9 protein-coding genes and 4 tRNA genes are annotated in these 13,063 nt (G+C 69.8%); 10 read left to right on the top strand and 3 right to left on the bottom strand.

Annotated elements, in window-relative coordinates; all coding sequences use genetic code 11:
- Positions 1–300: 300 nt before the first annotated feature.
- Together ACFYW9_RS31015 and ACFYW9_RS31020 are read right to left on the bottom strand one after the other, a co-directional pair.
- A complete protein-coding gene (locus ACFYW9_RS31015; protein WP_389157288.1) occupies positions 301–819 on the bottom strand; it encodes a hypothetical protein in 519 nt (172 codons plus the stop codon).
- A gap of 204 nt (positions 820–1,023) precedes the next feature.
- On the bottom strand, positions 1,024–2,271 hold the full coding sequence (locus ACFYW9_RS31020; protein ID WP_389157291.1) for a serine hydrolase domain-containing protein: 1,248 nt from the start codon (positions 2,269–2,271) through the stop codon (positions 1,024–1,026).
- 162 nt (positions 2,272–2,433) lie between these two features.
- Here ACFYW9_RS31020 and ACFYW9_RS31025 point away from each other — a divergent pair, with 162 nt between their 5' ends.
- The 10 genes from ACFYW9_RS31025 to ACFYW9_RS31070 all read left to right on the top strand — a co-directional run bounded on the left by ACFYW9_RS31025 (position 2,434) and on the right by ACFYW9_RS31070 (position 11,924).
- On the top strand, positions 2,434–2,784 hold the full coding sequence (locus ACFYW9_RS31025; protein ID WP_326790896.1) for a metallopeptidase family protein: 351 nt from the start codon (positions 2,434–2,436) through the stop codon (positions 2,782–2,784).
- Between the two features lie 143 nt (positions 2,785–2,927).
- The gene (locus ACFYW9_RS31030; RefSeq protein WP_389157295.1) at positions 2,928–4,460 is read left to right on the top strand and encodes a metallophosphoesterase; all 1,533 of its coding nucleotides are present in this window, start codon (positions 2,928–2,930) and stop codon (positions 4,458–4,460) included.
- Positions 4,461–4,660: 200 nt separating this feature from the next.
- A tRNA-Glu gene (locus ACFYW9_RS31035) sits at positions 4,661–4,733 on the top strand.
- Positions 4,734–4,781: 48 nt separating this feature from the next.
- Positions 4,782–4,856 (top strand) — tRNA-Asp (locus tag ACFYW9_RS31040).
- Positions 4,857–4,880: 24 nt separating this feature from the next.
- Positions 4,881–4,954, top strand: a tRNA-Phe gene (locus ACFYW9_RS31045).
- A gap of 71 nt (positions 4,955–5,025) precedes the next feature.
- The gene (locus ACFYW9_RS31050) at positions 5,026–6,654 is read left to right on the top strand and encodes a hypothetical protein (protein WP_389157298.1); all 1,629 of its coding nucleotides are present in this window, start codon (positions 5,026–5,028) and stop codon (positions 6,652–6,654) included.
- Positions 6,655–6,810: 156 nt separating this feature from the next.
- On the top strand, positions 6,811–7,167 hold the full coding sequence (locus tag ACFYW9_RS31055) for a hypothetical protein (protein WP_389157301.1): 357 nt from the start codon (positions 6,811–6,813) through the stop codon (positions 7,165–7,167).
- 71 nt (positions 7,168–7,238) lie between these two features.
- On the top strand, positions 7,239–11,216 hold the full coding sequence (hrpA, locus tag ACFYW9_RS31060; RefSeq protein ID WP_389157304.1) for an ATP-dependent RNA helicase HrpA: 3,978 nt from the start codon (positions 7,239–7,241) through the stop codon (positions 11,214–11,216).
- Positions 11,217–11,311: 95 nt separating this feature from the next.
- A tRNA-Asp gene (locus ACFYW9_RS31065) sits at positions 11,312–11,386 on the top strand.
- A 346-nt stretch (positions 11,387–11,732) separates the two neighbouring features.
- The gene (locus ACFYW9_RS31070; RefSeq protein ID WP_351872697.1) at positions 11,733–11,924 is read left to right on the top strand and encodes a DUF6274 family protein; all 192 of its coding nucleotides are present in this window, start codon (positions 11,733–11,735) and stop codon (positions 11,922–11,924) included.
- 467 nt (positions 11,925–12,391) lie between these two features.
- Here the strand turns inward: ACFYW9_RS31070 and bldC are convergent, their stop codons facing one another.
- Positions 12,392–12,598: a developmental transcriptional regulator BldC gene (gene bldC, locus ACFYW9_RS31075; RefSeq protein WP_003949541.1), complete on the bottom strand. Its 207-nt coding sequence runs from the start codon at positions 12,596–12,598 to the stop codon at positions 12,392–12,394.
- Positions 12,599–13,063 lie beyond the last annotated feature (465 nt).

Genomic DNA, 13,063 nt, shown 5'->3' on the forward strand with positions numbered 1-13,063 from the left:
GCAAGGGAGAGTACGCGCCACGCGGCGCTCTCTGCGGCGGCGCCGGGCAAATGGGATCAAACGATCTACTACCATACGCACCCTTCCCCCATGAAGGCAAACTGAGCCTCATACGAGCAGGCCAGGGTGCGTTCCTAGCCACCTGCTCGCTTCATCAAAGCTACCCCGCCCGCGCCGCCCGCGCTGTTGCACCGGCCACATCCACGGCTCCGACGTCCGTGAACCCCGCCACACCCGGCCCGCCCCGGACACGGACGCCCGGCTCCACGCACACGGGCATCGGCGGTCCCCGGGGCCGGGCTACACGGGCGAGCCCGCCTCCGGGGCCGGTTCCCGCTGGATCAGTTGCGTCACCGGCTGCTCGTGCGCCGACGACGACGGCTCCGGCGTTCCGGGGTCGGGCGTCGCCGGCGGCGGGGGCTCGGGCGACGGCTCCGACGTCGTACGCGTGGGGGTCGGCTCGCCGCCCGGCGACGCGGTGTCCTTGGAGGGGGTCCCGCCCTTGTCCGGCGCCTTCTCGGACGGCTTCGCCCCCGGGGACGCCGAGGCCGACGCGTCGGCGGACGCGGACTCCCCCGGCTTCGCCGGGGCCTTGCCGCCCTTGCCGCCCTTTCCGCTCCTCCCGCTCTTCCCGCTGTACGACCCCGCCCCGCCGCCGCCCACGGCGGACCCGGCGTCGGGCACCCCGTCGGCCCGCCGGCCCTCCGAGTGCGAGGGCCCCGGCCGCCCCGCGTCGTCGCCGACGCTCATGCAGCCCGCGGTGGCGGCCGCGGCCAGGACCACGGCGGCCAGACGGACGGGTACGTACACGGCACGCACGAGCGGCCACCTCCGAACGGGGTGTCCCCCGCCCGCAAGGAGCCGGGAGCGTGGGGAGAGACGGGAGTTCCCCCTTCCAACTCCCGCCGCCCGCACGAGGACACGCGCCCTCCGGGCCCAACCGGGCCCGGAGGGCGCGGGGAAGACCGCTCCCGCCGCGCGGTACGGCGCGATCCGGGAGGTCGATCCGGGAGGTGCCGGGCGTCAGCCGATCGCCAGCGGGGTCTCCGGCGCCAGCGCGGCCGCGATGCGCCGGGCGACCACCTCGGCCATGTTGCCGTCGGGCGTGTCCTTGGTCTTGGTGGCGTTGACCGCGATGGCGAGACGGTCGGACGGGAGATACGCCTGGATCGCCGCGTAACCCGAGAACGAGGGGTTCTGCAGGACCCATCCGTTGATCACGATGACACCGAGTCCGAAGTGCTTGGCCTCGGTCTGCTCCAGGCAGACCGAGGCGGGGCACTCGGCGGTCGGGTGGCCGAGACCGACCGTCCCCGGGTCGAGCAGGGTGCGGTAGGAGCGCCGCGAGAGGAGCTCGCCGCTGCCGATGGCCTGCGCCGAACGAGCCAGGTCACAGACGTGCGTGGTGATCACGGCACCGGGCGCGGTGGTCCACGACGGGTTCCAGAAGGTGGACTCCTCGTACAGGCCGCGCTCGGACGTGAAGGCGTGCAGGGCCGGACGCGGGATGTCGGGGGTGAAGTCGTTCCGGGTGTTGTCGAGACCCAGCGGACCCGTGACCCGCTCCCTCAGGAACCTGTCGATCCGGGTACCGGTGATCTTCTCCAGCGCCTGGATCAGCAGCAGGTAATTGGCGTGCGAGTAGCTCCAGTTGGTACCCGGCTCGTACCAGAACGAGTGGCTGTAGGGGTACGCGAGCAGCTGCCGCGGGGTCCAGCCGCGGAACGGGTGGGCCTCCAGCTCGGCCAGGAAGGCCGGGTCGGTGACGTAGTCGTGCAGCCCGGTGGTGTTGGTGGCCAGCATCCGCAGGGTGATCCGGTTCGCCTCGGGCAGACCGGGCAGCCAGCGCTCCACGGTGTCGTCCAGACGGACCCTGCCCTCCTGGACGAGCTGGAGCAGGGCCGTGCCGACGTACGAGAACGCCACGGAACCGGCGCGGAAGTGCATGTCGGGCCGGGCCGGGACACCGGTCATGGACTCACCGAGCGCGTCGGTCAGGACCTCGCGCCCGTCGCTGGTGACCTTCAGCTCCACCGACTTCAGACGCAGGTCGGCCTTGGCCTTCCGGGCGATGGCGAGAACCTCGCGGGCCTCCGGGCCGAGAGGTCCCCCGGTCCTCACGCAGTCGCCGCCGCCGTGGCGGGCGTCCGCCCGGGCGGACGCCGGCGCGGCGGCGGTCTGGACCGTGACGGCGAGCAGCGCGGCGCACAGGAGGACCTTGCGGGCACGGGAGCGCGCGCCACGACGGGCCGGGGAAGGGGTGCGTGTCATGCCCGCACTATCATCGGACGGCCGAGGGCAATTCGACAGAACACTCCGAAAATGCTACGAGACACCCCATGTGGGGCAGGCTCCCGGCTTCCCCGCCGATTCCGGCCCTTCCGGGTCTCCGTCGTCCGCCGCCACCGGCGCGCCATCCCCGACAATGGCCAGGTGCTGGAGATGACGCGCGAAACCTTCGAAGAGCTCGTGAGCCAGGCGCTGGACCGGATCCCGCCCGAGCTGACCCGGGTCATGGACAACGTCGCCGTGTTCGTCGAGGACGAGCCTCCGGCGGACGATCCCGAACTGCTGGGGCTCTACGAGGGCACCCCGCTCACCGACCGCGGCGAGTGGTACGCCGGGGTGCTCCCCGACCGCATCTCGATCTACATGGGCCCCACCCTGCGTACGTGCGAGACCACGGACGAGGTGGTCCACGAGGTCGCCGTGACCGTGATCCACGAGATCGCCCACCACTTCGGCATCGACGACGACCGGCTGCACGAACTGGGCTGGGGCTGACCCGGCGGGCGGCGGGCCCGTGCCGTGCCGGGCCCGCCCTCCCCCGCGGACCCGGCACGGCACGGGCCGGCCGCCCGCACTCCCGCGACGCGAGGGTGACGGAACTCCGCATACCGGCCCCACCCCCTGGGCAGACGGGACAAATGGCCCGCGCCCCCGTTGCCGCAACCGCCACCGTCCGCCGCACGGCCGCCCGCGCCGGACGGGCGCTGCACGCGCTCGCCCGCCGCCGTCCCGGCCGCCGCGGGAGCCCGGTGCCCGAACTCGCCGCCCGGCAGAACCCGTACACCCGCGCCCTCGGACTGCTGTGCGTGGTGCTGCTCGGCGCCTGGCTGGGACTGCTGGTCGTGGGCGACGTCCGCGTCCCGGTCGGCCCCATGAACACCACCATGACCCTGCGCCCCTCCCTCACCGGCGGCACGAAGATCAACATCTCCCCTCTCGGGGCGCTGGAGCTGCGCAGCCACGAGGCCCCGCTGCGCCTGGACGTGGATGTGGACCAACTCGACCCGGAGCGCTCCCAGGCCCTCGTCGCCCACCCGGAACGCCTCTCCGGCCTCCAGGACGAGGTCGCGCGGGACGTCGAACACGGCACCCTCGACCTGGCCGTCCGCTCCTGCATAGCCGTGGTCGCCGGCGCCACCGCCCTCGGCCTCGCCGTCTACCGCCGCCCGCGCCGGGCCCTCGCCGCCGGCGGCCTCGCCCTCGCCCTGCTGGCCGCCTCGGGAACGACCGCCTTTGCCACCTGGAACCCCGAATCGGTCCTGGAGCCGAAGTACTCGGGGCTCCTCGCCTCCGCACCGTCCCTGGTCGGCGACGCCCGCAGCATCGTCAGCGAATTCGACGTCTACCAGAAGGAGTTGGCACGCCTGGTGACGAACGTGACGAAGCTGTACGACGTCACGTCCACCCTCCCGGTCTACCGGCCCGACCCGACCACGATCCGGGTGCTGCACGTCTCCGACATCCACCTGAACCCGGCGAGCTGGAAGATCATCGCCTCGCTCGTGGAGCAGTACGCCATCGATGTGATCGTCGACTCCGGCGACACCATGGACCACGGCTCGGCGGCCGAGAACGGCTTCCTGGACCCGATCCCGGACCTGGGCGCCCCGTACGTCTGGGTCCGCGGCAACCACGACTCGCGTGAGACGCAGCGCTACCTCGAACGCCTGAAGAACGTGCACGTCCTCGACGACGGCCGGGCGGTCACGGTCGCGGGTCTGCGCTTCGCCGGCATCGGCGACCCCCAGTTCACCCCGGACCGCGCGGTCGCGCCGGGCGGCGACGCGGCGGAGGGCCTGGCGGGCGCCCGCCTGGCCTCGGCCCTGCGCGACCAGCGCGCCGCGGGCACCCCGGTCGACATCGCCGTCGCCCACGAACCGCTCGCCGCCCGCGGGACGGACGGCGAGGTGCCCCTGGTGCTCGCCGGCCATCTGCACCACGAGGAGATGGAGGTCATGAAGTACGGCACCCGGCTCCGCGTCGAGGGCTCCACGGGCGGCAGCGGGCTGCGCGCCGTCGAGGGGCGGTACCCGGACCCGATCGAGGCATCGGTCCTCTACTTCGACCGGGACACCCGCCACCTCCAGGCCTGGGACGAGATCGAGCTCGGCGGTCTCGGCCTCACGACGGCCGAGATCAGCCGCCATCTCCCCGAAGGGAACCGGCCCTGAGCCCCGCCTCCCTATCTGGTTTGGTCCGCGTCCAGGCCACGTAGTACAGTCTGTTCGTGCCCAAGGGCGCCGGTCAGGGCTTGACCGTCCCGAGCTTTTGTCGAAGCGAAGGAGAAGCCGAACCCCTCGGGGGGAGGCGGAGTCACATGCTTCTCACGTCCCTTCGGGAACGCGAAGACGAAGCAGAGCGGTACTGGCTCGCCCTCATCGTCTAGCGGCCTAGGACGCCGCCCTTTCAAGGCGGTAGCACGGGTTCGAATCCCGTTGGGGGTACGCAACACCGTGTGAGACACTGGTTACACGTCGCACGCAAAACAGCTTGGTCCTGTGGAGCAGTTTGGAGTGCTCGCCACCCTGTCAAGGTGGAGGCCGCGGGTTCAAATCCCGTCAGGACCGCTGAGGTTTCCTCGGAAGCCTCGTGGCTGGGTAGCTCAGTTGGTACGAGCGATCGCCTGAAAAGCGATAGGTCGCCGGTTCGACCCCGGCCCCAGCCACAAGAACGAGAACCCCCTCCGGGTCAACCGGAGGGGGTTTTCGTCGCTCACGGGGACCTTAGGGGGGTTTCTTGAGACATATCGCCAGAGGACTGGTGACGGCCGGTGCCGTCCTGGTCGGCACCTTCGCGATACCCGGCACGGCCCACGCCGCGGGGCCGAACGTCAAGGACGCGTACAGCGACCAGGCCGACTGGTCGGTACTCGACGTCCGCCTGAACCACAGCGGCTCGGTCGACAGGATCACGGCCAGGCTCCGTCCGGCGGGCAGCGCCGAATCGGACACACCCGTCGCCACGATCACCGACTTCACGCAGACGTACGAGTCCAGCTCGTGGGACGGGACCTGGTCCTCCAAGCCCATCCATCTGGACACCCTGGGCGACTACACGGTCGACATCGAGGCCACGGACTCCTCGGGCGAGACCACCGTGCGGCAGAACGCGGGCACGCTCCGCTACCGGAAGCAGCCCGTCATCACCGGTTTCTCCGTCACGCCCACCGAACCGGACATCGAGCACAGGACGGTCACGTCCACCGGTGACATGGTCGTCCGCGACCCCAGCACCCGCGAGACCGTGCCGCTGCCCGGTGCCACCGTGGACCTCACGTTCGACGGGAACGACGAGACGACCGCCGTCACGGACGAAGCCGGCCACTTCTCCGCCTCCCACGAGGTGGTGGAAGGCGGCTGGACCTTCGCCCGGTACAACGGCGACCTGGGATTCGCCGCCGGCCCCTGGGTCGATGTCAGTCCCAAGACCGCGCCGACCCGGATCGTCCTCGACAAGAGCGGCTTCCACGTCACCGCGAACGACAAGTTCAACGTCACCGGCACGCTCCAGTACCAGAGCGGCACGCAATGGAAGCCGCTGTCCGGGATCGCTCTGGAGATGGACTACAAGGACTGCACCACCTGCAGTCCCGTCCAGTCGACCACCGATGCGGACGGCCGGTTCTCCTTCACCAGGTACGCGTACGGCAGCAAGACGGTCTACGAGGTCGGCTTCCCGCCCTACCCGTACACCCCCTTCGTCCAGCGCACCGCGAAGGCCGACGTCACCGTCGCGGCCACCGCCACGCCGAAGTTCAGAGAGTTCACGGCGCGCCTCGACGAGTACGCGCGGCTGGACGTCACCGGCATCGTCGACCTGGTCGGGCGCGACACCAACGACCGGATCGCCGTCGACATCCAGTACTCGGCCAACGGCAGGACCGGCTGGAGCACCAGGAAGACGGTGCAGACCACCAACGGCTCGCAGTTCATCGTCGAGAGGCTGTCCGGCTACACGGACGGCTACTGGCGCCTGCACTACGCCGGCTCCACCACCAAGGACATCAAGGGCGGCGACAGCACCGCCCTGCGCAGGAACCGCGCCCTCACCCGGATCAAGGACGCCAACGCGTCCCCCGAGCCCGTCACCAAGGGCCGGACGATCACCGTGAAGGGCGTCCTCCAGGAACGCGCGGCCGGCAGCACCACCTGGAAGGCGTACGGCGCCAGGAAGGTCCAGATCCTCTTCCGGCCCAAGGGCAGGACGACCTGGTACCTGATGTCCACCGTCGCCACGAAGTCGAACGGATCCTTCAGCAAGGGGTTCAAGGCCCAGCAGGACGGCACCTGGGTGCCCGTCTTCTCGTACCCCGACAGCAAGCACTTCGTGGGCGAGGGCGCGGAGGACTACGTCGACGTGCGATGACACCCGCGCGGACGGCGGAGAAGGGGCGGGCCCGTTCGGGTCCGCCCCTTCTCCGCGCACCGGAACGGTGTGGCCGACAAGGGACGGTCCGCTTGGCACCGCACCCGGTCGACGCTAGCTTCTTCGGCTGATCGATCAGTTCTTCGGGGGGACGACATGAGCCGGGACGAGACCGCGGCGGCGCGGGACACCGAGCTGGAGAAGGACCGGGCCCGGTACGGGCTGATCGCGGTCGTCATGAGCAATCTCGCCATCGCCGGCGTCGCGATCTTCGGGGTCTGGCGGCTCGACGGCGACAAGGCCGTGATCGTCGGTGTGCTCACCGCCGCGTTCACCGCGGTGAGCAGCATGACCACCGCCTACCTGGGCATCAAGGCCATCTCCAACACCGCCCGGTCCATCGCCCTGGGATCGGCGTCCCGGCGGGAGCCCGCGCACACCCCGGCCAAGACCCCCGTGCCCGACGCGCCCGCCGCCGACGCGCCCGCGCCGCCGGCACAGCGCGCGCCCTGACACCCCCGTCCCCGCAGCCGCGGCAAAAGGGTTCGCCACGGATTTCCCCGGGATGAGATCCTGGACCGCGTATGTCTACGCACCCCGCCCCCGCCCTCGGCGATCTCGCCGCCCGCCTGCCCCAGCTGTCCCTGCGCGACGCGCACCGGCTCGGGCGCAGGCTCGAAGGCGCGCGCAAGATCCGCAAGCCCGAGGCCCGCTCCGCCGTGTTCGCCGAGATCGAGGCGGAGGTCGCCAGGGGCGAGGCCCACATGGCCGAGCGCCGCTCCCGCGTCCCCGCCGTCACGTATCCCGAGCAGCTGCCGGTCAGCCAGAAGAAGGACGTGATCGCGGACGCCATCCGTGATCACCAGGTCGTGATCGTCGCCGGTGAGACCGGGTCCGGCAAGACCACGCAGATCCCGAAGATCTGCATGGAGCTGGGCCGGGGCGTCCGCGGCATGATCGGGCACACCCAGCCCCGTCGTATCGCCGCCCGTACGGTCGCCGAGCGGGTGGCCGACGAGCTGGACACGCCGCTCGGCGAGGCCGTCGGCTGGAAGGTCCGCTTCACCGACCAGGTGAATCCGGACGCCACCTTCGTCAAGCTGATGACGGACGGCATCCTGCTCGCCGAGATCCAGACGGACCGCGAGCTGCGCGCGTACGACACGATCATCATCGACGAGGCCCACGAGCGGTCCCTCAACATCGACTTCCTGCTCGGCTACCTCGCCCAGCTGCTGCCCAAGCGGCCCGACCTCAAGATCGTGATCACCTCCGCGACCATCGACCCGGAGCGTTTCTCCCGGCACTTCGGGGACGCCCCGATCGTCGAGGTCAGCGGGCGGACGTATCCCGTGGAGGTGCGCTACCGCCCGCTCCTGGAGGAGGACTCCGAAGACTCCGACCGCGACCAGATCACCGCGATCTGCGACGCCGTCGAGGAACTCCAGGCCGAGGGCAAGGGCGACATCCTCGTCTTCCTGTCGGGGGAGCGCGAGATCCGCGACACCGCCGACGCCATCACCAAGAAGAACTACCGCTTCACCGAAGTCCTGCCGCTCTACGCACGGCTCTCGCACGCCGAGCAGCACCGCGTCTTCCAGGCGCACACCGGGCGCAGGATCGTTCTGGCGACCAACGTCGCCGAGACCTCCCTGACCGTCCCGGGCATCAAGTACGTCATCGACCCGGGCACGGCGCGCATCTCCCGGTACAGCCACCGCACGAAGGTGCAGCGGCTGCCCATCGAGCCGGTCTCGCAGGCCAGCGCCAACCAGCGCAAGGGCCGCTGCGGCCGTACGTCCGACGGCATCTGCATCCGGCTGTACTCCGAGGACGACTTCCTGGCCCGCCCGGAGTTCACCGACGCCGAGATCCTCCGTACGAACCTCGCCTCCGTCATCCTCCAGATGACCGCGGCCGGCCTCGGCGACATCGAGAAGTTCCCGTTCATCGACCCGCCGGACCACCGCAACATCCGCGACGGCGTCCAGCTCCTCCAGGAGCTGAACGCGCTCGACCCGACCGAGAAGGACGCCCGCAAGCGGCTCACGCCGACCGGCCGCAAGCTCGCCCAGCTCCCCGTCGACCCCCGGCTCGCCCGGATGGTCCTGGAGGCCGACAAGAACGGCTGCGCGCGCGAGGTCATGGTGATCGCGGCCGCGCTCTCCATCCAGGACCCGCGCGAGCGGCCGTCCGAGAAGCAGGCGCAGGCCGACCAGCAGCACGCCCGCTTCAAGGACGAGACCTCCGACTTCCTGGCCTTCCTCAACCTGTGGCGCTACATCCGCGAGCAGCAGAAGGAGCGGGGCTCGTCCGCGTTCCGCCGGATGTGCAAGCAGGAGTACCTGAACTTCCTGCGCATCCGCGAATGGCAGGACATCTACAGCCAGCTGCGGACCGTCGCCAAGCAGATGGGCATCCATCTGAACGAGGAGGACGCTCCCGAGCAGAGCGTCCACGTGTCGCTGCTCGCCGGTCTGCTCTCGCACATCGGCATGAAGGACGTGAAGGAGACCGGCGGCGAGAGCGGGCGGAGCACGGGGAAGAACGAGTACCTGGGCGCGCGCAACGCCAAGTTCGCGATCTTCCCGGGTTCGGCGCTCTTCAAGAAGCCCCCGCGTTTCGTGATGTCCGCCGAGCTCGTCGAGACCTCGCGGCTGTGGGCGCGCGTCAACGCCCGCGTCGAGCCGGAGTGGGTCGAACCGCTGGCCGGCCATCTCCTCAAGCGGACGTACAGCGAACCGCACTGGGAGAAGGACCAGGCCGCCGTGATGGCGTACGAGAAGGTCACGCTGTACGGCGTACCGATCGTCGCGCAGCGGAAGGTGAACTACGGGCGGATCGATCCCGAGGCCAGCCGCGAGCTGTTCATCCGCAACGCGCTCGTCGAGGGCGACTGGCGGACCCACCACAAGTTCTTCGCCGACAACCGCAAGCTGCTCACCGAGGTCGAGGAGCTGGAGCACCGGGCCCGCCGCCGGGACATCCTGGTCGACGACGAAACCCTGTACGACTTCTACGACCAGCGGGTGCCCGAACACGTCGTGTCGGGGGCGCACTTCGACTCCTGGTGGAAGCACAAGCGGCCCGAGGAGCCCGAACTCCTCGACTTCGAGCGCTCGATGCTCATCAACGACCGGGCCGGCGCGGTCTCCAAGGACGACTACCCCGACTCCTGGCTCCAGGGGCGGCTGAAGTTCCGGGTGACCTACCAGTTCGAACCGGGCGCGGACGCGGACGGCGTGACCGTCCACGTCCCGCTCCAGGTCCTGAACCAGGTCACGGACGAGGGCTTCGACTGGCAGATCCCGGGGCTGCGGGAGGAAGTGGTGACGGAGCTGATCCGTTCGCTCCCGAAGCCGATCCGGCGGAACTACGTCCCCGCGCCCAACTTCGCCCAGAAGTTCCTGGAGCGGGCGGTACCGCTCCAGGAGCCGTTGACACTGACGATGGCCCGTGAGCTCAAGCGCATGGTCGGAGTGCCGCTGACGGCCGACGACTTCGACTGGTCACGGCTCCCCGACCATCTGAAGATCACGTTCCGGATCGTCGACGAGCGGCGCCGCAAGCTCGCCGAGGACAAGGACCTGGAGGCGCTCAAGCTCCGACTGAAGCCGAAGGCGCGCCAGGCGATCTCGCAGGCCGCCGCGGCGACGGCGGAACGCGAGGGCGGCGAGTCCCTGGAACGCTCGGGGCTGACGGACTGGACGATCGGCTCGCTCCGGCGGGTCTTCGAGACGCGCCGGGCCGGCCAGCCGGTGAAGGCGTACCCGGCGCTGGTCGACGACGGCCCCGCGGCGAACACCGTCTCCGTGCGGCTCTTCGACACGGAGGCCGAGCAGGCCGAGGCCATGTGGAAGGGCACCCGCCGGCTGATTCTGCGGAACATCCCGGTGAACCCGGGCAAGTTCGCCTCGGACAAGCTCACCAACGCCCAGAAGCTCGCCCTGTCCGCGAACCCGCACGGCTCGGTCCAGGCGCTCTTCGACGACTGCGCGATGGCGGCGGCGGACAAGCTGATCGCGGACTTCGGCGGCCCGGCGTGGGACGAGGAGTCCTACCGGAAGCTGTACGACAAGGTGCGCGCCGAGATCGTCGACACGACCGTGCGCACGGTCGGGCAGGTACAGCAGGTGCTCGCCGCCTGGCAGGCCTGTGAGCGCCGTCTGAAGGGCGTCAGGAGCCCGACCCTGCTCGCGAACCTGGCGGACGTACGCGGGCAGCTGGACGCCCTCGTGAAGCCCGGTTTCGTCACGGCGACGGGACTGCGGCGGCTGCCGGACCTGATGCGCTATCTGGTCGCCGCGGACCGCCGTCTCCAGCAGATGCCGACCGGTGCCCAGCGGGACACCAGCCGCATGGAGAAGGTCCACGAGATGCAGGACGAGTACGCCTGGCTCCTGGAACAGCTCCCGCAGGGACGTCCCGTGCCTTCGTCGGTCCTGGACATCCGCTGGATGATCGAGGAGCTCCGGGTCAGCTACTTCGCCCACGCGCTGGGCACGGCGTACCCGGTCTCCGACAAGCGGATCGTGAAGGCGATCGACGCCGCGGCCCCGTAACGGCGTCCGCACGGGCGGTGAGTTCGACCCTGGGGTCCGACCTCATGTACAGTCTGTTTCGCAGCACGGCGCAAGAACAAGTCGCTGCGAGACAAGGTCCTGTGGAGCAGTTTGGAGTGCTCGCCACCCTGTCAAGGTGGAGGCCGCGGGTTCAAATCCCGTCAGGACCGCATGAAGGAAGGCCCGGAGCTTCGGCTCCGGGCCTTTTCGCGTGCCCGCTCCCGGTCCGCTCCCGGTCCGCCCGCGTCTCGGCGCTCGACCGGCCCGCACGAAGCCCGATCCGGCCCCACGCCGGCGCGCACTGCCCGTACGCCGGGCCGATCCGCACGTACGCCGGGCCGATCCGCACGTACGCCGGTGTCCGCACCGCCGTTCGCGTGCGCGCACCGGTCCCCGTCCGGCCGCAGGTGCCTTGGGGTGCTCCCCCGCGACGCGCTCCCGTCCCTTGACGGCGTCACATTCCGCCGGTACCCCGGAATCCAGGGCCCTCGCCCTGCCTGCCCCCTGGAGGTGCGTATGGCGGTGTCCGCTCGGCACGAGACCCGGGCTCTGCTCCGAGCCCACCTGGCGGCCGCCTCCGGGTACCGCCATCTGACACGGCACTGCCCGATCTGCCATCAGCTCGCGCGCCTGGCCATGGAAGCCGTCTCGAACGACGAGCAGGACCCCGAGAGCACTCCGGAGGACGAAAGCCCCTCGACGGCGTGACCGGGGCACGCTCCCGCGACCGCCACCCGACGCGGGCGTCCGCCCGGCACACCCCCTCACGACCCCAACTCCCCTAGCGCAGAGGGCTCTCGGGGGACAAGGACTGTGGCATGTGACGGGAGTCACCGCATATGTTTTCAGAAGTGTGGAACTTACCCCCCTCCTACAACCAGTCAATTTAATATGTGCAATTGCACCCCTCACCGGAGGCATCCACAGCCGATCCGACACCCGCCCCCAGACTTCGACAAGGCCGCTCACAGACCGGCCGTCCAGGCGCGTGGAACGCACAAAAAAAATCGCGCTGGACCCGGCGGAGTCCAGCGCGATCTACGACGCACCCTGTTCATCTGGCAAAAACGCTTGGGCGTGAGCTCTGTTGGGGCAGAACCCGCGTCGCTTGGAGCTGTGGTGTGGACGCCTCGACGGGTTGGGGGATCCGTTGACTTGTCCGGTTATGCGATGACTCAGGCTTCACTGCGCTGCTGCGGGATACCCGCGAGCAGTGCGCGGACCTCAGCCTCGCGGTAACGACGGTGTCCTCCGAGCGTGCGGATGGACGTGAGCTTGCCGGCCTTCGCCCACCGCGTGACCGTCTTGGGGTCGACGCGGAACATCGTGGCGACCTCAGCGGGGGTCAGCAGCGGCTCGGCATCAGGGGTGCGAGCGGTCATGAGCGGCCTCCTCGGGAGAACCGAACCTTCTCGGTTCTTTCCTCTAAATTCTGCACCTTGACCCGCGTTGCCCGAAATGGCGGACGCGAGTCGAGTCGGTTATAGGACGAACGGCTTGTCCTCGGCACTACAACTACACCATCCGTCCAGCCGCGTCGGCCAAACCGATGGAATTGCCCTCCCAGGTGTTCATCAGCGACGGAAGCCGATGGACCATGCCATAGCGGACAGTCACGCCACTGTGACGATCAGTCACAGGGCGATCAGGAGTCACCAGACGTCCCAAAAGGGTGCAATGCCGAGGTTCCCCCCCAAAAGCGGGCGGAGGGAGCCCTCCCCCGGGCTCCTTGTCCTATTTTGACACGAGGAGGGGGAAGCGATGCAAGAGCCGGGTAAGTGCCGTCCGTCACGCTTGGCACCCGTTGACGTATACGCCCGGATCGGGGCCTACGTCCTGGACATGAG

It is taken from the genome of Streptomyces sp. NPDC002698 (genome assembly GCF_042888945.1).
Classification (GTDB): domain Bacteria; phylum Actinomycetota; class Actinomycetes; order Streptomycetales; family Streptomycetaceae; genus Streptomyces.

Excerpts from the sequence above, each read along its gene's own strand:
- ACFYW9_RS31055 (WP_389157301.1), top strand. The coding sequence starts at position 6,811 with ATGAGCCGGGACGAGACCGCGGCGGCGCGGGACACCGAGCTGGAGAAG.
- ACFYW9_RS31030 (WP_389157295.1), top strand. The coding sequence starts at position 2,928 with ATGGCCCGCGCCCCCGTTGCCGCAACCGCCACCGTCCGCCGCACGGCC.
- ACFYW9_RS31070 (WP_351872697.1), top strand. The coding sequence starts at position 11,733 with ATGGCGGTGTCCGCTCGGCACGAGACCCGGGCTCTGCTCCGAGCCCAC.
- bldC (WP_003949541.1), bottom strand. The coding sequence starts at position 12,598 with ATGACCGCTCGCACCCCTGATGCCGAGCCGCTGCTGACCCCCGCTGAG.
- hrpA (WP_389157304.1), top strand. The coding sequence starts at position 7,239 with ATGTCTACGCACCCCGCCCCCGCCCTCGGCGATCTCGCCGCCCGCCTG.
- ACFYW9_RS31020 (WP_389157291.1), bottom strand. The coding sequence starts at position 2,271 with ATGACACGCACCCCTTCCCCGGCCCGTCGTGGCGCGCGCTCCCGTGCC.